We start from the raw sequence: 18,708 nt of genomic DNA, 5'->3' as shown, positions 1-18,708 counted from the left end.
CAAAGCTTAAAGACCCAGAAGTTGAAATTTGCCTTGAGGAATAGCCCCCCAAAGTCGGGTTCGCATCTGCTGAATTTCCAGCAATACCCTTCCACCTTCGGTTGTGAGGCTAAACAAACGCTTGCTTCGTCCTCCTCGTTCGGCCGTTGCCCCACCCACCGATGACCTTAGAAAGCCTTTTTCTTCGAGTCGATACAGGGTGGTATGTACGGCGCTGATGGTGAAGCTTCGACCGGTTTGTTGCTGAAGTTGCTCCATAACAGGCACCCCATATACATCCTCCGTGCTGGCGGCCACTATCAGAAGCACCATTTCTTCTAACTCGCCCAATACAGTCTTTTTCATACAGTATATCTAATCGCAGATTAGATACAATATTTTAAATCAAATATGAGACCAAAATGCAAAAAGCCCATTTAGGGCGCCTATAAGCATATTTCGAATGAGAAGGCTGTCCAGAAACGGACGAATTGCTGTCCACGATTGGACATTGCACCTCGGGTGTACAGCCGTTTTTTTAGAGATGTCGGCTACTTATCAATCGGTCTTTATTGACAACTCAACAACGGTACCTGAAATAAGCCGCTTGTAAAAAAACTAATTGCTTTTTAAGAATAACAATTTACCTTCATACGTATTTTTACAAATGCAAACGGTTTATCTGGGTTTAATCAACTACCCCTATGAAGCCACTCTACCTATCCCGTTATCGTTATCTTGTTGCCGTTGGTTTACTATCCGGCTTTTTAGGTAGTTGCTCACCGACCATTCCGGTCTATCAACTTGAACCCGTTTCAGGGGATGTGGCCCGAATCGAAGGGCGGCAGGTTACCAAGGTTGAGCAAAATGGAGTGAGTGTGGTCGCTTCGTTTGAAAAAGAAGATCTGGAATACGTTGCCCTTGACATTGAGCTAAAAAATCATACCGATCATCCGATTGACATCAACCCGGCTGATTTTCATTTTAAAGCCCTCAACTCGGTGAATGATACACTCACCGACCCTCTTAACCCAAACTTAATCCTGTATCGTTCGGCAGCCGACCCATCGTATGAAGCAGGGCGGATGGGACTGAAACGAAAAGAAGAAACCAAGCGATTGAAGCGGGCTAAGGTGATTAATACGCTCCTGATGGTAGCCGTTATTGCAGCCGATGCATCATCAGCCAGCAACAGCCGTTCTTATAACGAATATATAAGAAATCGAACCTTGAGCAATCTGGCTTACCAATCGCTGGCCGTGAAGCGAGTGGTAAATTATAGTAACTTCGCTACTCGGATGCAGCGTTATGACTACGAAGAATACCGCTGGCGCGAACTAGCCCTTAAAGCAGGAACCCTCCCAGCCGGTGAGTCGGTGAGAGGTCTTGTGTATTTACCCAAGGTACCCAACGCGACTTATCTGGCTATTAACTACACTGTACCAGAGCAATCAACAGTGCCCTTACTGTTCAAACAGGAACTTGTGCAGCAAAAAAAGCTTCCCAGGAGACGATAAGCCTGTTTACCAATCATCGTCGTCCTCTTCAAATGTCTGCTGGGCCCGTTTTAGCTCCTGTAGGGCTTTCTGGTTTTGCTGCTTCTGAGCCAGCGCAATTCCTTTTTCATATAACTCAGCCGCATACTCCCGCTCATCCCGTTCGGCATATAAGGCTGCTGCGTGATAATAAGTGGGCAGATAATCTGGATGTTTAGCCAGAAGCTGATCGAAATAAACGCGGGCTTCATCGGGTCGGCCACTCAGGTATTCCATCGCCAGTGCGTAAACATTGAACGGCTCATCCGGTTCTTCTTCTATAAATTGCTTTAATTGCTCAATACGTATGGTATTCATCCGTTCAAGAAAAATAGTATGCTTGCATACTATTTTTTAAGTTTGATTAGTATTTTTGAGCCGTAAAAATAGTCATGATTGCCCGTCGGTGTTATCTAAATAGCACTGGACGACTAATAACAACCGACGATTCACTCTTAAAACCCCAGAAAGCATGAAAATACTAGTGTGTGTGACGAGTGTCCCCGACACCACTACCAAGATTGCCTTCACCGATAACAACACAAAATTAAACAAGGCAGGCGTCACGTTTATTACGGGCCCTTACGACGATTATGCATTGGCGCGGGCAGTTGAACTGAAAGAGAAAACCGGGGCTACGATTACGGTGCTGAACGTAGGCGAGGCCGATGCCGAACCCGTTATCCGTAAATGCCTGGCAATTGGTGCCGATGATGCCATCCGGGTCAATGCCGAGCCAACCGATGCGTACTTCGTAGCCGAACAAATCGCTGCCATTGCCAAAGAAACCAACTATGACCTGATCCTGATGGGTCGCGAATCCATCGATTTCAATGGAGGCCAGGTACATGGTATTGTGGGTGAAATGCTGGGCATTCCCTCCATCTCGCCGGTAATGCTGCTTGATATTGAGGGTGATACCGCTAAGATCACGCGCGAGATCGAAGGAGGCAAAGAAAGCCTGGAAGCTAAATTACCCCTTGTACTCGGCTGTCAGGAACCCATTGCCGAATGGAAAATCCCGAACATGCGGGGTATTATGACTGCTCGTACCAAGCCTCTCAAAGTAGTCGAGCCAGCAGGCACTGACAAGCTCACCACGGTTGCCAGCTACGAACTCCCTGCCCCTCGCGGAGCCGTTAAGATGATTCCTGCCGACGAGGCCGAAAAGCTCATCCAACTGCTGCACACTGAAGCCAAAGTAATCTAAATGTAAAATGTACAATGCAGAATGTAGAATGAAAACAGGAGCTTATACCAGCGTTCATTGTACATTACTCATTTTTCATTCCTAAAAAACTATGTCTGTCCTCATATTTGCTGAATTAGACGAAGGTAAGATTAAGAAATCGGCCCAGGAGGCCATCTTTTACGGGGCCAGAGTAGCTCAGATGCTGGGCACATCGGCAACCGCTATTGTTATTGGTCAGTCCAGCGACGACGAACTGGCTTCAGCCGGTCGTTTTGGTGCTACCAATGTTCTGCATGCCAGCGATGCCAAACTGACAGAACCCAATGGGATGGCTTACGCAACGGTCGTTGCTCAGGCAGCCCAACAGGAAGGCAGTAAGGTCATCGTTTTGGCAAAATCGTCGCTGGGCGATGCCATGACTGCCCGGCTGGCCGGTAAACTGAAAGCCGGGTTAGCTGCCAATGTAGTTGAACTTCCCGATCTGTCGAACGGGTTCCGGGTAAAAAGCAGCATCTACACCGGAAAAGCATTCGCCTATAATGATCTGAAAGCCGACGTTAAAATCCTGGCGATCAAGAAAAATACCATCACGCCTGAAGAAACGGAAGCGTCGGCTTCGGTTAAAGCCTTCTCGCCGACATTGAATGATGCCGATTTTTCCATTTCGGTTAAAAGCACCGATAAATCGTCGGGCGATATTCTGCTGCCCGAAGCCGATCTGGTTGTTTCGGCAGGTCGTGGATTGAAAGGACCAGAGAATTGGGGTATTGTTGAAGATCTGGCCAAGTCCCTCCATGCCGCTACTGCCTGTTCCAAACCCGTTTCGGATCTGGACTGGCGCCCACATTCAGAGCACGTAGGCCAGACCGGGCTGAAGATCAGCCCAAATCTGTACATTGCCTGCGGTATATCCGGTGCCATACAACATCTGGCGGGCGTAAACTCCTCGAAGGTGATTGTTGTTATTAACAAAGACCCAGATGCCCCGTTCTTCAAATCGGCAGATTATGGGATTGTCGGCGATGTATTCGACATCCTTCCCCGCCTTACGAAGGCCGTGCAGGCTCTGTAGTCGTAACCGGAAACCGGAGCGGTTATCAGCCGGTAGTCATCAGTAACGATTATTTTCTTTATTACTGACGACTACTGACTGATAACTGACGACTAAAATTTGTTAAATTTACGCCGTGGATAAGATTAAGCTGGAAATATTAGGACTCTCGCCCAGTCAGTCGCAATCGGGTTCGTTTGCACTGGTATTAGGTGAAGAATATGGCAATCGGCGGTTGCCTATAATCATTGGCATGTTCGAGGCACAGGCCATTGCTATTGAAATTGAAAAGATAGTCCCGAACCGTCCCATGACGCATGATTTGTTCAAGCAGTTTGCGGAACAATTCAAGTTTACGGTTCGTGAGATCGTTATTTCCGATTTACGCGAAGGGATCTTCTTTGCGAAAATTGTTTGCTTCGATGGCGTACGCGAATCGGTTATTGATGCCCGTCCATCCGATGCCATTGCCATCGGAATTCGCTTCGATGTACCCATATATACCAACGAGTCAATCTTATCTGAAGCGGGCATTACCGCCAGTGGCAACGATGAAGAGGAAGAGCAGGAAGAGCTAGTCCGTTCGTCGAACCGGCCTACAACCCGGTCGTTTGGCGATCAGTTGAAAAATGCCTCCTCGGAAGAATTGCAGCGAATGCTCGAAGAAGCCCTCGGCAACGAAGAGTACGAACGAGCGGCTAAGATTCGCGATGAAATGAGCAAGCGCAATTAATTGAATTATTCACCCCCATAACAGCCATCCGAACCAAATGGACCTGGCTTCCCACAGAAACGCCTTCGAGCAACTGCTCGAAGGCGTTTCTATTTTCTGAGATTGATGTTCTATTCGTTCGAAACCAGTTTCAGAATTTTACCACCACTATGATCGCAGAGGTAGAGTTCGGCTTTCTGATCTTCGCCAAACGCTGAAATAGACCCTGCTCTACTTGTCAACTCCTGATTATCGGCAGCTTTATTACCATTCATTGTCAAAGCCCATACACGCCCACTCGCGTAATCAGCATAAACATATTTTCCTTTTAAGGCTGGATTCGACTGGCCCCGATATACATAGCCACCCGTGATTGAAACATCGCCTTTATCACGGCTATACTGATAAATGGGTGGGATCAGCCCGGCAGGATCAATCGTATTGCCAGCGGCTTTAAAGTCTTTCCCAGCTTCTTTGATTCGCCAGCCATAGTTCCCTCCCTTTGTTACAAGGTCAATTTCTTCAAACGTATTTTGGCCAACATCACCTGCCCATAAGCGGCCCTGACTGTCGAAGCTAATTCGCCAGGGATTCCGCAGGCCATAGGCATAAATTTCTTCTCGATAGCCATTCGTATTGCCTTTAAATGGATTATCAGCCGGGATACCATAGTGCCCTTTTTCAGTACTATTAACATCGACACGCAGGATTTTCCCCAACCAGCTACTTCGGTTCTGCGCGTTATTCTGTGGATCGCCCCCACTGCCTCCATCACCTGCTGAAACATACAAATACCCATCAGGACCGAACAGTACTTTTCCTCCATTATGGTTCGAGTAAGGTTGCTCAAACCGAAAGAGAATCTCTTCGGTACCAGGATCTACAGTGGCGGCATTAGCTGATGAGGCTTTGAAACGGCTAACAATGGTTTCGCGTGGATTATTCTTTGTATAGTTGACAAAGAGATACCCGTTTTCCTTAAACTTTGGATGAAAAGCTAGACCCAGTAAACCCATTTCACCACCAGAAGCCACTTTCTTACGAATATCGAGATAGGTCTGAGCAGAGGTTGCCTCGGGGTCGTTGTTAAACACACGAATACGCCCGTCCTGCTCTACAACAAACACCCGATTGGTGCCGTCGTTGGCATGGGTAAATTCGACTGGTGAATCGAAGGTGAGTTTTGGGTATGCGTTAACGACTTTAGCGGATAAAGCTTTTTTTGCAGGAAGAGTATGGGCAGACACGACTGGTACGATCTCACTGGTAGCTACTTCTACGGTATTTTCTGCCTGTGCAGGTTCGCAAGCTGACGAAATCAGCCAGGCAACCCCCGACGTAGCCGCCAGTGAGATCATTAACGCGATGATTGCTTTACTTATCATTAGTGTTCATAGTATTTGTCTTCATAGTTGACTTACAAAAAAGGCTCCAAGCTCAGCAATTTGATTTTTCGGCCCGTATTTTGTACAAAAGCAGGTAGTTTGCGGCTATTGGCTGGTTTTGCGTGCATCTGTCGAGGAAATAGGTTGTGTAGTCTTTCCACAGTGTGTGGTATGGTTTCCACTTTTCAATCCGAACTAGGTATTTCTTAAACTACCGAAACCATGCTGCTACTACGCCAAACGCACCATAGCAAAATCTTGACATAAACCGTAAACTGACAACCGAATACGATACGCTAATTTTACTCGTTCTGAATCGAACGTCTACTACTTCCGAATGGTTTTACAGCAAATGATAACCCCATGACCACGGCGACAAATACGTTTCTCGATCATTTACAGGCCCAACGCTCTCAGTATCGCTACAAGCTTCCCTCACGACCCGACGCCGGTCGATTTATTGACCAGTTAATGCGGCTGTTATTTCCTGTTACACAGGATTGCAAGTCGGTTTCGCAGCACGTCGAAGAAACCTATCAGGCGTTGCATGAGCAGCTTATCAAGCTATTGTGCCCACTGGAAAAGAACTTATCGGCCAGCCCCGAAGCGATTACCGACCACTTTTTCGATCGGTTACCCGCGATCTACGACGACCTGTTGCTCGATGCTCATTCCATAGCCGACAATGATCCTGCGTCAATTGGGGTTGAAGAAGTAGTAGCGGTTTATCCGGGTTTTTATGCGATTGCCGTCTATCGAATCGCCAATGAACTGATGAACCAAAACGTTCCTCTGCTCCCTCGTATGTTGACGGAGTACGCACACGGACAAACAGGCATCGATATTCACCCTGGTGCTCAGATTGGTCGGTCATTTTTTATCGATCATGGTACAGGTGTCGTTATCGGCGAAACAACGGTGATTGGGGATAACGTCAAAATCTATCAGGGAGTTACGCTTGGCGCAACGTATGTGGCCAAAAATATGGCGCAGAAAAAGCGCCATCCAACCATTCAGAATAACGTGGTAATTTATGCCAATGCCACCATACTGGGCGGTCATACCATAGTGGGGCACGATTCGGTCATTGGGGGTAACGTCTGGCTGACAAGCAGTGTAGAACCCCATTCGCTCGTATTTCACCAACATCAAACGGAAGTTCGTTTAAAATCCCTGGAGACTGTCGAACCGATCAATTTTGTCATTTAACTATTTATGAAAGCGACTACCATCCTCGATACTATTGGTCAAACTCCACACGTTCGGATAAACCGTCTGTTTCCGGGTTATGAAGTCTGGACAAAACTTGAACGGGCTAATCCGGGTGCCAGCATAAAAGATCGGATTGCCCTTGCCATGATCGAAGACGCCGAAGCCCAGGGGATGCTTCGAAGTGGCAGCACCATTATTGAACCGACATCGGGTAATACAGGCATTGGCCTGGCTATGGTGGCTGCGGTGAAAGGCTACAAAATCATTCTGGTCATGCCAGAATCGATGAGTATCGAACGTCGAAAGATCATGGCAGCCTACGGAGCCGAATTCGATCTGACCCCTCGCGAAAAAGGGATGCGTGGAGCCATTGATCGAGCCCATGATCTGGTAGCGTCAACACCCGGTGCCTGGATGCCCCAACAGTTCGAGAATCCAGCCAATATTGATATCCATGTCCGCACAACAGCTCAGGAAATCGTAAATGATTTTCCGGCAGGTTTCGACGTGCTGATCACAGGAGTGGGTACGGGTGGTCACATAACTGGGGTAGGCGAAGCGTTGAAGCAGAAATTTCCGTCGATGAAAGTATATGCTGTTGAACCTGAATTATCGCCTGTCATTAGCGGGGGGGCTCCTGGTCCCCACCCTATTCAGGGCATTGGCGCCGGGTTTATTCCGCAGAATTTGCATACCAGCCTGCTAGATGGCACCATACAGGTCAGCAAAGACGAAGCCTATGAAATGGCGCGTCGGTCAGCCAGGGAAGAAGGTATTTTTGTGGGTATTTCTTCGGGTGCATCGCTGGCAGCCATCGCTAAAAAGCTACCCGACATTCCTGTGGGAAGTCGTATTTTGACGTTTTGTTACGACACCGGGGAACGGTATTTATCCATTGACGGGTTGTATTAGTGGAATGTACGCAGTATATTACTGCTTTCCCAACTCCACTTACTACACCTTCTATGGCTCAACAATCGTCTTCTTTTCGACTTATAAAAGATACTATTTTCATTATTGCTGGGGTACTTAGCGCTGGTCTGGGCATTAAAGGTTTCCTTACGTCAAGCCATTTTATCGACGGGGGAGTTACTGGAATTTCGATGCTCCTGGCTACCTTATTCAAGGTTCCTCTACCCATCTGGCTGCTCTTAATTAACCTCCCCTTTATTGGATTAGCCTACCGACAGTTTGGCCGACAGTTTGCCTTCAGAAGCATACTAGCCATTGCCGGGCTATCGATAAGCCTGGCGGTTATTCCGTTTCCCGACGTCACCCCTGATCTTCTTCTGACCGCCGTTTTTGGGGGATTCTTTATTGGGGCCGGTATTGGCCTGACCATACGCGGGGGCGCTGTCCTGGACGGAACAGAGATAGCTGCCCTCCTCATCAGCCGGGGTAGCCCAGTCCTGAAAGTTAGTGATGTGATTCTGGTCCTTAACGTGCTCATATTTGGTGCAGCCGCTTTCTTTTTAGGTGTAAGCCCTGCGCTGTATTCAATGATCACTTATTTTGCCGCGTCCAAAACCGTTGACTTTGTTATTCATGGTATCGAAGAATACACAGCCGTGCTGATTATCTCCAAACAGCATGAAGCCATTCGATTGCGAATCATTGACAAAGGCTGGGGGCTTACCATCCTGAAAGGGCAGGGCGGCTACGGTAAGCATGGAAGCCACCAACATACCGACAGCGTGCTATATACCGTTGTAACTCGCCTAGAAATTAGCCGATTACGATCAATTGCACTGGAAATCGATCCCAATGCGTTTATCATCCAGCATAGTGTCGACGATGTGGCGGGGGGCAAAGTAAAAAGTCTGCCGTTGCATTAGTCCGTCATGATCAACGGCCAATTGCCCGTCCAGCATATACCTTGCGGACGGGCAATTGCGCAAAAAAACCTTCACCATTAATACCCGTTTTAGCCCGTTTATGGAGTACTGCCGCGTTGAGGAATCGTTTTCCGGTCTTTTCACAAAATCGGATTATCTCAACAACCTAAACAGTCTTCATCATGGCGTTTCGTTTACGCGTTTATTTACTTCTTCTCATCCTATTCGCAGGTAGCAGCTTCGTCTTTGCAAAAAAAGACCCTGTGATCAGCGGTATCGTTCGTGATCCATCAGGCTCAACGGTCGAATTCGCTACAGTAGCCTTACACCGGGCTTCTGATTCGACTGTTGTCAAAACCGAGTTCAGTGATGCATCGGGCACCTTTCATTTCGACCACTTACCGGCTGGCAATTATTTCGTATCTGCTTCGCAGGTCGGTTTCGAACGGGAACAAACGGCTCCCTTTACTATTGCCTCCGACGACAAATTGCTTGCTCCTATCCTACTGAAGCCTAGCAGTAAAACTCAGCTCAAAGAGGTAACGGTTCAGGCCCGTAAGCCTCTTTTTGAACGGGAAACCGACCGGATCGTCGTTAACGTCGATGGGAGCCCACTGAGTGCGGGAGCCACTTCGCTCGAAGTGCTCAGCCGTTCACCCGGTGTCACAGTCGATCAGAACGACAATCTGGCTTTACGAGGCAAGCAGGGTGTACTGGTGCTGATCGACGGTAAACGTGTACCGATGACCGGTACCGAACTTGCCGAAATGCTGCGGGGGCTTCCAGCAAATTCGGTCGACAAAATTGAGCTTATCACCAATCCTCCTGCCAAATACGACGCGGCTGGTAGCGCAGGCATTATTTCCATTAAGCTCAAAAAAGATAGTCGGCAGGGGACCAACGGCAGCGTGAATGCCAGTTATGGCTACGGGCAGTATGGCAAGTTGACAAGCGGAATCTCATTGAACCATCGACACAAAAAAGTAAATCTGTTCGGTAGTTTCAACCATAATGACCGCAATGTGTATACCCGCCTGACGGTCCACCGCGATTTTTATCAAAACAGTCTGTTTGCCGGAAGCAGTGATCAGGATAACGTTGGCAAAACCCGGTACATATCCGACACCTACCGGGCTGGCCTGGATTATACGCTATCGAAACGAACGCTGATGGGTGTTGTTGTTAATGGTTTAGTTATGAACGCGGAAGCCCATATTCCGAACGTTACCCAAACCTATGATGAACGGGGTGCCTTACAATCCAGCTATCAGTCAGCCAATCGCCGGAACCTGTCCACACCCAATACAGCGGTCAACATGAACCTGAAACATAGTTTCGACTCAACAGGTCGTCGTGAGCTAACGGCCGACGCGGATTACGCCCACTACGAAACGCACCGCCTACAAAATCTGGCCACAACTTTTTCGGTTCCTGTACGACCAGCCACGATCCTGGATGGCAATCTGAATGGTGACCTGGATATTAGTTCGGCAAAAGTTGACTACGTTCATACCCTGAAGAACAAGACTCGTCTGGAAGCGGGCGTGAAAATGAGTTGGGTTCGCTCCGACAATAACGTGCTGTTCACCAACACGAGCGAGGGAAAAACCGTGATCGACACAGGTAAGAGCAATCAGTTCCGTTACGATGAAAACATCAATGCAGCTTACATTAATGTTAGCCGCACCATCAAAAAGATGTCAATCCAGGCGGGCCTACGAGGTGAGCAAACCAATGCAACGGGCCTACAACTTGTTGGCAATGATGGCTTTGAGCGGCATTACTTTCAGCTATTCCCCAGCGTGTTCATCAAACAAACCCTATCGAAAAGTCACGACCTGGGCCTATCACTCAGCCGCCGAATCGACCGCCCGACTTACAATCAACTCAATCCATTCCGGGCCTACATTGATGCCACAACGTATTTTTCCGGTAATCCGTCGCTGTACCCTCAGTCAAGCTACAACATCGAACTGACACATACATTTAAGCAGAAATTTATTACATCGTTCAGTTACAGCCGTACCGACCAGCCCATTATCAGCGTGGTTCAACCAGCCCCTGAGGGGAATCGCCAGGTGGTGTCGACTTTCCAGAATTTGACCCGCTCGGATTACTATGGCCTCACGTTGACGATTCCTGTTCAACCCACAAGCTGGTGGACGATGGATAACAATATCGTGGCGTACTATAACCGATTCATAGGTGATCTGGCAGGCACTTCGCTCAATACGGGTTTACCTGCCTATAGTATCAATGTGGCCAATATACTGACGCTCGGAAAAGGTTGGACGGCCGATCTGGGTGGCTTTTATCAATCCCATCAGCTGTATGGATTCTTCGACATTCGTCCACAGGGGCAGCTTAATGTAGGTCTGCAAAAATCAATGTGGGCGAAGAAAGGCGTGCTGAAACTGAATATGACCGACATTTTCTACACCAGCCCATTACGCGCAACGTCGACCTATAACAACTACATTGAACAACTCAACCAACGTCAGGACACGCGCGTGGCAACCATTTCGTTTTCGTACCGCTTCGGCAGTGATACGGTAACCCCATCGCGCCGACGGACGGGTGGTGCTGAAGATGAAAAACGACGGGCAGGAAGCGCTTCGTAAGTAGTTTCGTGCCTACAGGGCCGAACGTCAGAATTCGCAAGTACGAATTTGATGTTCGACCCTGTAGGCACGAAATTCAATTATATACTACCGGCAAATTGCTCGATTGTTGTTGTCGGTTTACCTAGTTCATCCCAGGTTTTTTGCGACTCAAACCCTTCAGGGTAGTTATTCAGGGCTTCGGTAATGTGCCAGCCGTAATCTGCCTGGGCCGTAAAGAAGCCTCCCAGTTTCATCAAAAACGACGGTGTTGTGACTGTACGTAACTTTTCTTTTGCGTACGCTTTTACAAAGCGTTCGGCTGCTTCATGCTGAGTTACCGCTTCAGGCCCCTGAATAATATATTCCTGATTTTGGCCATCCTTTACCAGTTGAAACGCTCTGGCCACCTGCCTGCCATAATCACTCGCGGCTATATACATGGGCTTAACACCGGAACGGCCTACCAGCAAGATAAAACGCCCCGCTCGCTGCGTTCCGTTCATAGAATCCATGAAACAGGATGGATAGAAAATGCTGTAGGGAAGACCAGATTCTTTAATTCGTTCTACAGCGGCCTGCTTCACATCAAACACCCACCATCGAAAACCATTCATGCCCTGATAGCGAATGATAATTGATGAGAGATACCCAATTCGTTTAACACCTGTTGATTGAGCTGCCAGAATTAGGTTTTGCAGTCCTTCAGCTTCGGTATGAAAGTCGGATTGTTTTTCGTCCTGCCTGATAGATAGGTTCAAATAAACAGCATCCATACCCACCAACGCATCCCGGAGCGCATCAACATTACGCAAATCGGCAGAAACGACGTCAATGTTCGGGAACAGTGCCCTGGTTTTGGCAACATCACGGGCAATCAGGCGAACGGCAAAACCGGCCCGAATCAGTTCACGGGTGACAGGCTGACCTAACATACCTGTAGCCCCTACTATGGCAATGTGCATATACGCTCAGGCGGGTAGAAACTCGCTATACGAATCCAGGAAATTGGTCAGCCGCCGTTCAGTGCCCCCGCACAACAGCGCCACCGTTTACTTACCGTAAATCACGTACAAACCGGCGCATCGTTTCGCGATAGACCTGTTCCGATTGCTCAATAGGCTGTTCATTTTTCAGGAGCATCGCCAGTGTAATCATCCCGTGCGAAACCGACCACCACTGAAAATAAAGCCGTCTGATACTTTCTTCTGCTTTCGGAATAAACGAAAAGATCGTTTTACACACGATGCGACTAACGGCTTGCATGGCTTCGGACTGATGAACGGGTAGCGAACACAATGCCCCATCCAGATTGTACATGACCTGATAGATTTCAGGCTGCTGACGGGCGAACTCCCACTGCACAAGTGATATTTCGAACAGGCGTTTTTCGGGGTCCCGGTAGACGGTCAGGATGCGGTCATACTCCTGATATAAGTGTCGGAAACCTTCGTTTCGGATTTCATCCAACAGCACATCTTTGCTGTCGAAGTACTCATAGACAATGGGGGCACTGTACTCAATGGCATCGGCGATCTTACGAATCGAAACAGCCTGCCACCCTTCCCTTCGGGCGATAGCTTTGGCCGTTTTCAAAATGCCGGAGCGGGTCTGCTCACGGTTACGCGGCTTACGCTCAATTATTTCCATAAAAGCAGGTTAGTAAAAGTAATCTCAGTTAACGGTGTTAATTGACTGAAAACTACAGATTAATGTCGAAACTTTCTAACATTAATGTATAATTTCTTAAAAAATACAGCAATTTTCCTACTTCCGATGGTCCTTTACCGAGTTTACTAACCACAATTCATAGTAACTTATATGAAATAAAATTCAACCTTCGAATCACAGCTATTTACTTTTCCGCCAGTATCCACACTGCTTCATCCCCAAGTGCGAAGGGATCACCTGTAACCGTTCCGTAACAATCTATAATTTGAAACCCTGCTTCCGTAAACAAATGTCGCAGTTGGGCTAACGTATAGACGTAATGCTGCGCCAGCCGGGTTTGTACAACACCTCCTTTCACATACGTCAAATGCGAATCAATCCGGCCCTCCAATGGCACATAGTCATTCTCAATCATAAACAGGATGGGGTCGCCATCCACCGTCTCAATGGGTAACCAGTTCCGAGCCTGGTAGTCGGGCAATACGGATTCTGCAACCATCTCAGAATGAGCCAAGAATCGGCCGCCTGGCTTCAATAGGCCTGCAATCTGGCTTAGAAAGGTCAGCATATCAGCCTGGGGAAAGAAGCTAAAACTATTACCCAGACAATAGGCAGCATCAAATGTATTTCCATTACCCAACTTGCTCGCTGGTATCGTCAAAAAATCAGCAGCGATGGCAGTGATGGGTAGTTTCTCTGCCTTAGCCACCGCTTGAATTTCGGTTACATACTCTGATGAAATATCGATACCTGTAATATAAGCGCCCATTCGGGCAAGCGGCAACGCATGACGGCCATAACCACAAAATACATCCAGTAGTTGATCGCCAGGACCAAACTCCAGGGTATCGACCAATAGTTCAAGATCAAACTGGGTTTGCTCTTCGGTTTGTGCCGCCTTCCAGGCTTCCTGAGGTAGGCCGTGAAAAAAGTTATGGTACCAGGCCATGTGATAACAATGAACAATGTTATAGTCAAAGACGAACTTCTTTTTGAAGTCGGGTTAAAATAGGTTCAATACCCGCTAAAAACAAAGTCTGTCTGGCCGCTGGATAACATATTAGCCACCAACTTCCTGAGTGTGAGAAGAAGATTATAATTATTATTTAATTGCGGCAAAGCGACTTTACTTCGTACTTAGTGGCTTCTCAACTACCTTAACCGAAACCCTTCTATGAAATCATACTGGGGCATTGACCTTGGCGGAACTAAAATTGAAGGCGTAGTCCTTTCAGGACCTTCGCCTGATGCAGTCCTTATTCGAAAGCGCATTGACACCGAAGCACAGCATGGTTACGAGCATATTCTGAGTCAGGTTGGCCGTCTGATCGACATGCTCAAAGCCGAAACCGGATTAAAACCTGAACGCATTGGCTTCTCTACACCCGGAACCTTCGACCCGGCGCGGCAGGCCATGAAAAACTGTAATACCACATCCCTGAATGGCAAACCCATGAAGCAGGACTTGAACCGCCTGCTTGGCCTACCGATCGAAATTGCCAATGATGCCAACTGTCTGGCTTTGGCCGAAGCTACGATGGGCATTGTCCCTGAGGTAGTTCCCGATTATCAGAGTGTGTTTGGTGTGATCATGGGCACAGGAGTTGGCGGAGGCATAGTGGTTCGGAGCAAACATAATAAGCCCTATGGCCGACCGTTTGTGCTCAACGGTTTTCAGGGACTGGGGGGTGAATGGGGACACAACACGCTGGAAGAAAAAGGCTATCCTTGTTATTGTGGCAAGCGTGGCTGTGTTGAACAGGTAATTTCTGGCCCTGCTCTCCAGCATTATTATCAACAAATCAGTGGTGAGCAGCGCACCATGCAGGAAATCATGGAGCGATACCAGCAAGGCAATGATCTGGTCGCCAGCCAAACTATTAACCGATTGCTGGAATACTTTGGCCGGGCCATATCGGTCATTGTCAACATCATCGACCCCGATGTCATTGTCATCGGTGGTGGCGTAGGGAACGTCGATTTACTGTATACGCAAGGTGTAGAACGCGCCCGTAAATACGTATTCAACAGTGGCGATCTGAATACCCACTTCCTAAAACCCAAACTAGGCGATAGCGCTGGTGTTTTTGGCGCAGCCATGTTGTAGAAAGATGGTAAAAAGGGGTGGGCAAGAAAAGGAGAAAGGATTTAGTTGCTCTCCTTTTCCTCCCCACTCCTTTTTACCCTTTTGTTGTATATTTGTTTTTAAACAAGTCGATAGAACCATGTCAACAACAGACCTGAAAACAATTATGCATCGACGTATCGACCAACTCACAGACGAAGAAACGGTACTGGATTTATTCGAAACAATTAATTCGTTTCTGGAAGGTCGTACTATTCCCTTTGACAGCAATTCGCCAGAAATTATGGCCCAATTGAAACAGTCGCTATCAAACGTTACGACAAATCCGAGCGGTATCAGTACCGAAGAGTTAGCAACGAAAATGCATCAATGGCGTACTCGTTAATTTGGTCTGAAGATGCCCAGGAAAATATCCGAACTATTATCAATTACCTACTCGATTTCTGGGGTGATGATGTAGCTGAACAATTTTCCGAACGGTTGATCAAAGCAGGTCACCAACTTGAGCAGCTACCTTATTCAGGCAAACGGCACCGAAATGTAATCGATCAACGAGTGGGTAATTAATTACAAATTGATACTAGTACGGGGCAGAGGGCTAATTAAAAAATTAGCCCTCTGCCCCGTACTAGTATCAATTTACCAGTTTATCTCGGCCGTCCACCGCCCCGGTTTCCACCTTGAGCCGGTTGTTGCTGCTGCTGTTGACCGCCTTCACCCCCTTCGCCTGCTTTCAGGTCGTCGTTGTCGACTGAGCGGCCTCGCTTACGCTGCGGCTGATCGAAACTTAACTTACCAAACTTATAGCTGAAATTGGCCCGAATGCCCGCGTTGTACAGACTCGTGCTGCTGCTCTGGGCAAACAGGGGCGAGGAAGATTCAGACCGAATCGTGAATGGCATGTTGAAGAAATTTTCTGCGGCAATGCCAAAGCTCCCCCGCTTATCTTTCAGGTCTTTCTTCACCCCAAGGCTGTAGAAGGCAAACCCACCCTGATAGCCCTGCAACTGAATCTGCTTGCCCCGGATAAATCCAAAACCCTGCATCCCCCAGCCATTTTTCAGCGTTACGTTCGTAAAGAAACGGCCCGTAACTACCCAACCCGAGTTCGTCGCGTTGTAGGCAGGCAGGGAGTTGTTGTTGGTCAGATAAGCATAATACACATCGACCCCACCACCAAGCTGCCATTTCGAGAACAGGGTTGCGTTGCCAAAAATATTGGTTCCGTAAGCAGATTCACGTCCGATGTTCAGATACGTGGTCTGAATCGCCTGCGAGAGTGTAGGATTGGTTACCTGCCCCAATCCTGTTGTGATCGTATCCCGAACGCTGGTGATCGAGTTGTTGGTCTGACGGGCAAACAGTGCCACGTTCAGGTAAACACTTTTAACGTAGGCACTCCCACTCAGCTCAAAATTGTCGGTCAATTCGGGCGAGAGGTATGGATTTCCCTTGGTAATGTTGGTTGGGTTGGACGTATTCACGTTTGGGTTCAGAAACTGAATACCCGGCCGCTGCAACCGTCGGTTATAGGCTAGTTTAATCGTCTTCCCTCCTTTCAGACTTTTCGAGATATTGACACTGGGAACAAAATTATTATAGCTCGGTATGCCTAAATCCTGTCCGGCTTTGACGCTCTGATCACCCGTCTGACTCTGACTGTAGTTGGCATTGATCGTTGTATGCTCATACCGTGTACCAGCCTTGATGGTGTACTTGTTTTTGGTCGTCAGTGTGTACGACACATAACCAGCCCCAATGGTCTGATCGTAGTTCAACGTATTCGCCGTGCGAGTTGGGTCGGCAACAAAAGCGCCCGAGCCCGTAGCCACATTGTAGCTATAAGCACTTTCGACCTGCCGGAAGATTCCCTTACCACCGAACTCAATCAATTGATTCTTTCCGATAGGCGTCTGATAATCGCCCTGCACTGTACTCTCCTGATTATAACTATTGTTCAGGTTTTGCAATCGCGATGCGATCGTGGAGAAATCCGGCGAACTCATAATATCAGCCGTAAAATCGTTGTTGCGGTTGTTCCGGCTGTATTGGGTCGAAAAGCTGAGTTCCTGCTGCGGCTTGAACGTACGTGTATAATCAATGTTGGCATCGACCGTACCTGACAGATCTTTGGTCAGCACATTGCGATCCGATACAACGGGAAAATAGGACGTTGGCGAAATGGTGCGGGTGATAAAATTATCCTGATTAACGTAGTTGTTCCGGGCTCCGTAGCGCAGGCTGGCCGTGATCGCGCTGTTTTTGCTAATGTCGTAATCCCATCCCAGCGTATACTGCCCAAACAAGCCATGGTTGCGTGTATCGGCCGATTGCTCGGTTGTTGTGGTGCCATTACTGCCAAATGTTTTCTGAGCGTTCGCAAAACTTCCGACCACATTGTAATTGGCCCGGCCAAAACCACTCAGACTGAACCCCATTTTACCCGTCCGTAAATTACCGTTCAGGCCCAGGTTAGCTCCCCGGTTTCCAGCGCCCGTATCCAAATTGAGCGTGAAACCCTGAAGCGTATTCTTCTTGGTAATGATGTTGATAATACCTGCCGACCCTTCAGCATCATATTTAGCCGATGGTGAGGTAATTACTTCAACGGTCTTGATCATGTCGGCCGGAATCTGCTTCAGCGCATCGGCCACGCTACTGGCGACAATCGTGCTGGGTTTGTTGTTGATCAACACCCGCACGTTGCTGCTACCTCGTAAGCTCACATTGCCGTCCAGATCAACCGATAGCAGAGGAACTTTCCGCATCACATCCGTTGCATCACCCCCTTTCGCTGTAATATCTTTTTCGGCATTGTAGACCAGCCGGTCTACTTTTTCTTCCACCAGCGATGCCTGCCCTACTACTTCCACTTCTTTCAGTGTTCGCACATCGGCTGATAATTTTACGGCTCCCAGATCGACATCGCCTTTACGATTTAGTTTGACGCTGGAGATCGTTTTATTACGATAACCGACAAACGAAATCAGCAGTTGAAAGTCACCCTCCGGCAGTTTGTTCAGCGTGAATTTTCCCTTATCGTCGGCCACCGTACCGTCGATGGTCTTTTTGGTCTTTGAATCAATCAGGGCAATACTGGCAAATTCAACTGGTTTTCCACTGGTCGAATCAGTCACTACCCCCGTAAGTTTGGCATTTCCCCGCGGAGAGGTATCGCTCGATGTGCCCGGAATGACGGCTGGCCGTTGTTGTTGCCCACCGCCGGGCATAGTCGGGAATTGTGCCCTGACACCGACCGCAGTCGTCAGCAGAACAGCACTTACAAAAAGAGAACGTAATACGTTTTTCATAGACAGATTGTATGCGAGTAACGAATAAAGTAGATGAGTTTATAGTAAGCTTTCTGTCAAAAACTGGCCCAAAAGACAGTCCGATTGGCCAAAATTGGCCGCAAATTTCCTGAAAAAATCTAATTTTCACCAATGCGTC

The 18,708-nt window shown here is 48.0% G+C and carries 18 protein-coding genes; 11 read left to right on the top strand and 7 right to left on the bottom strand.

Annotated features, from left to right (window positions below; translation table 11 throughout):
- Positions 1-6 precede the first annotated feature (6 nt).
- Entirely contained in the window at positions 7-345 is a 339-nt protein-coding gene (locus BGO59_RS13155) for a PadR family transcriptional regulator (protein WP_293684078.1), read from the bottom strand.
- A gap of 338 nt (positions 346-683) precedes the next feature.
- Here BGO59_RS13155 and BGO59_RS13150 point away from each other — a divergent pair, with 338 nt between their 5' ends.
- Positions 684-1,496, top strand: a complete 813-nt coding sequence (locus tag BGO59_RS13150) for a hypothetical protein (RefSeq protein WP_293684077.1) — start codon at positions 684-686, stop codon at positions 1,494-1,496.
- Between the two features lie 6 nt (positions 1,497-1,502).
- On the opposite strand, the gene BGO59_RS13145 is transcribed toward BGO59_RS13150, so the two are convergent.
- Complete coding sequence (locus BGO59_RS13145; protein ID WP_293684076.1) at positions 1,503-1,832, bottom strand: tetratricopeptide repeat protein; 330 nt, start codon at positions 1,830-1,832, stop codon at positions 1,503-1,505.
- A gap of 154 nt (positions 1,833-1,986) precedes the next feature.
- Here BGO59_RS13145 and BGO59_RS13140 point away from each other — a divergent pair, with 154 nt between their 5' ends.
- From BGO59_RS13140 to BGO59_RS13130, 3 genes are all read left to right on the top strand, one after another.
- A complete protein-coding gene (locus tag BGO59_RS13140) occupies positions 1,987-2,724 on the top strand; it encodes an electron transfer flavoprotein subunit beta/FixA family protein (protein WP_293684075.1) in 738 nt (245 codons plus the stop codon).
- 91 nt (positions 2,725-2,815) lie between these two features.
- A complete protein-coding gene (locus tag BGO59_RS13135; RefSeq protein WP_293684074.1) occupies positions 2,816-3,778 on the top strand; it encodes an electron transfer flavoprotein subunit alpha/FixB family protein in 963 nt (320 codons plus the stop codon).
- A 115-nt stretch (positions 3,779-3,893) separates the two neighbouring features.
- Positions 3,894-4,490: a bifunctional nuclease family protein gene (locus BGO59_RS13130; protein ID WP_080057097.1), complete on the top strand. Its 597-nt coding sequence runs from the start codon at positions 3,894-3,896 to the stop codon at positions 4,488-4,490.
- Between the two features lie 110 nt (positions 4,491-4,600).
- Here BGO59_RS13130 and BGO59_RS13125 read toward each other — a convergent pair whose 3' ends face one another.
- Positions 4,601-5,854 (bottom strand): PQQ-dependent sugar dehydrogenase, encoded by a 1,254-nt coding sequence (locus tag BGO59_RS13125; protein WP_293684073.1) that lies wholly within the window; start codon positions 5,852-5,854, stop codon positions 4,601-4,603.
- 363 nt (positions 5,855-6,217) lie between these two features.
- Between BGO59_RS13125 and BGO59_RS13120 the strand changes: the two genes are divergently transcribed.
- The 4 genes from BGO59_RS13120 to BGO59_RS13105 all read left to right on the top strand — a co-directional run bounded on the left by BGO59_RS13120 (position 6,218) and on the right by BGO59_RS13105 (position 11,522).
- On the top strand, positions 6,218-7,063 hold the full coding sequence (locus tag BGO59_RS13120) for a serine O-acetyltransferase (RefSeq protein ID WP_293684072.1): 846 nt from the start codon (positions 6,218-6,220) through the stop codon (positions 7,061-7,063).
- Positions 7,064-7,069: 6 nt separating this feature from the next.
- Positions 7,070-7,978 (top strand): cysteine synthase A, encoded by a 909-nt coding sequence (gene cysK / locus BGO59_RS13115; RefSeq protein WP_293684071.1) that lies wholly within the window; start codon positions 7,070-7,072, stop codon positions 7,976-7,978.
- A 53-nt stretch (positions 7,979-8,031) separates the two neighbouring features.
- Positions 8,032-8,901 (top strand): YitT family protein, encoded by an 870-nt coding sequence (locus tag BGO59_RS13110; RefSeq protein ID WP_293684070.1) that lies wholly within the window; start codon positions 8,032-8,034, stop codon positions 8,899-8,901.
- 182 nt (positions 8,902-9,083) lie between these two features.
- Entirely contained in the window at positions 9,084-11,522 is a 2,439-nt protein-coding gene (locus tag BGO59_RS13105; protein ID WP_293684069.1) for an outer membrane beta-barrel protein, read from the top strand.
- Between the two features lie 80 nt (positions 11,523-11,602).
- Here the strand turns inward: BGO59_RS13105 and BGO59_RS13100 are convergent, their stop codons facing one another.
- From BGO59_RS13100 to BGO59_RS13090, 3 genes are all read right to left on the bottom strand, one after another.
- Positions 11,603-12,466, bottom strand: coding sequence for an SDR family oxidoreductase (locus BGO59_RS13100; RefSeq protein ID WP_293684068.1), 864 nt, complete (start codon positions 12,464-12,466; stop codon positions 11,603-11,605).
- Positions 12,467-12,557: 91 nt separating this feature from the next.
- Positions 12,558-13,151, bottom strand: a complete 594-nt coding sequence (locus tag BGO59_RS13095) for a TetR/AcrR family transcriptional regulator (RefSeq protein ID WP_293684067.1) — start codon at positions 13,149-13,151, stop codon at positions 12,558-12,560.
- Positions 13,152-13,356: 205 nt separating this feature from the next.
- Complete coding sequence (locus BGO59_RS13090) at positions 13,357-14,121, bottom strand: class I SAM-dependent methyltransferase (RefSeq protein ID WP_293684066.1); 765 nt, start codon at positions 14,119-14,121, stop codon at positions 13,357-13,359.
- 225 nt (positions 14,122-14,346) lie between these two features.
- Here BGO59_RS13090 and BGO59_RS13085 point away from each other — a divergent pair, with 225 nt between their 5' ends.
- The 3 genes from BGO59_RS13085 (at position 14,347) to BGO59_RS13075 (ending at position 15,825) form a co-directional block, all read left to right on the top strand.
- Positions 14,347-15,279 carry an ROK family protein gene (locus tag BGO59_RS13085; protein ID WP_293684065.1) on the top strand — a complete coding sequence of 311 codons (933 nt, stop codon included), beginning with the start codon at positions 14,347-14,349 and terminating at the stop codon, positions 15,277-15,279.
- A gap of 118 nt (positions 15,280-15,397) precedes the next feature.
- A complete protein-coding gene (locus BGO59_RS13080) occupies positions 15,398-15,643 on the top strand; it encodes a hypothetical protein (protein WP_293684064.1) in 246 nt (81 codons plus the stop codon).
- The gene (locus BGO59_RS13075) at positions 15,628-15,825 is read left to right on the top strand and encodes a type II toxin-antitoxin system RelE/ParE family toxin (RefSeq protein WP_293684063.1); all 198 of its coding nucleotides are present in this window, start codon (positions 15,628-15,630) and stop codon (positions 15,823-15,825) included. The genes BGO59_RS13080 and BGO59_RS13075 overlap by 16 nt, the downstream gene beginning before the upstream one ends.
- Before the next feature lie 80 nt (positions 15,826-15,905).
- Here BGO59_RS13075 and BGO59_RS13070 read toward each other — a convergent pair whose 3' ends face one another.
- Positions 15,906-18,569: a TonB-dependent receptor gene (locus tag BGO59_RS13070; protein WP_293684062.1), complete on the bottom strand. Its 2,664-nt coding sequence runs from the start codon at positions 18,567-18,569 to the stop codon at positions 15,906-15,908.
- Positions 18,570-18,708 lie beyond the last annotated feature (139 nt).

This window comes from Spirosoma sp. 48-14, assembly GCF_001898575.1.
Classification (GTDB): domain Bacteria; phylum Bacteroidota; class Bacteroidia; order Cytophagales; family Spirosomataceae; genus Spirosoma.
The sequence above is the reverse complement of the archived record's forward strand: the minus strand, read 5'-3'. Positions and strand labels throughout refer to the sequence as shown.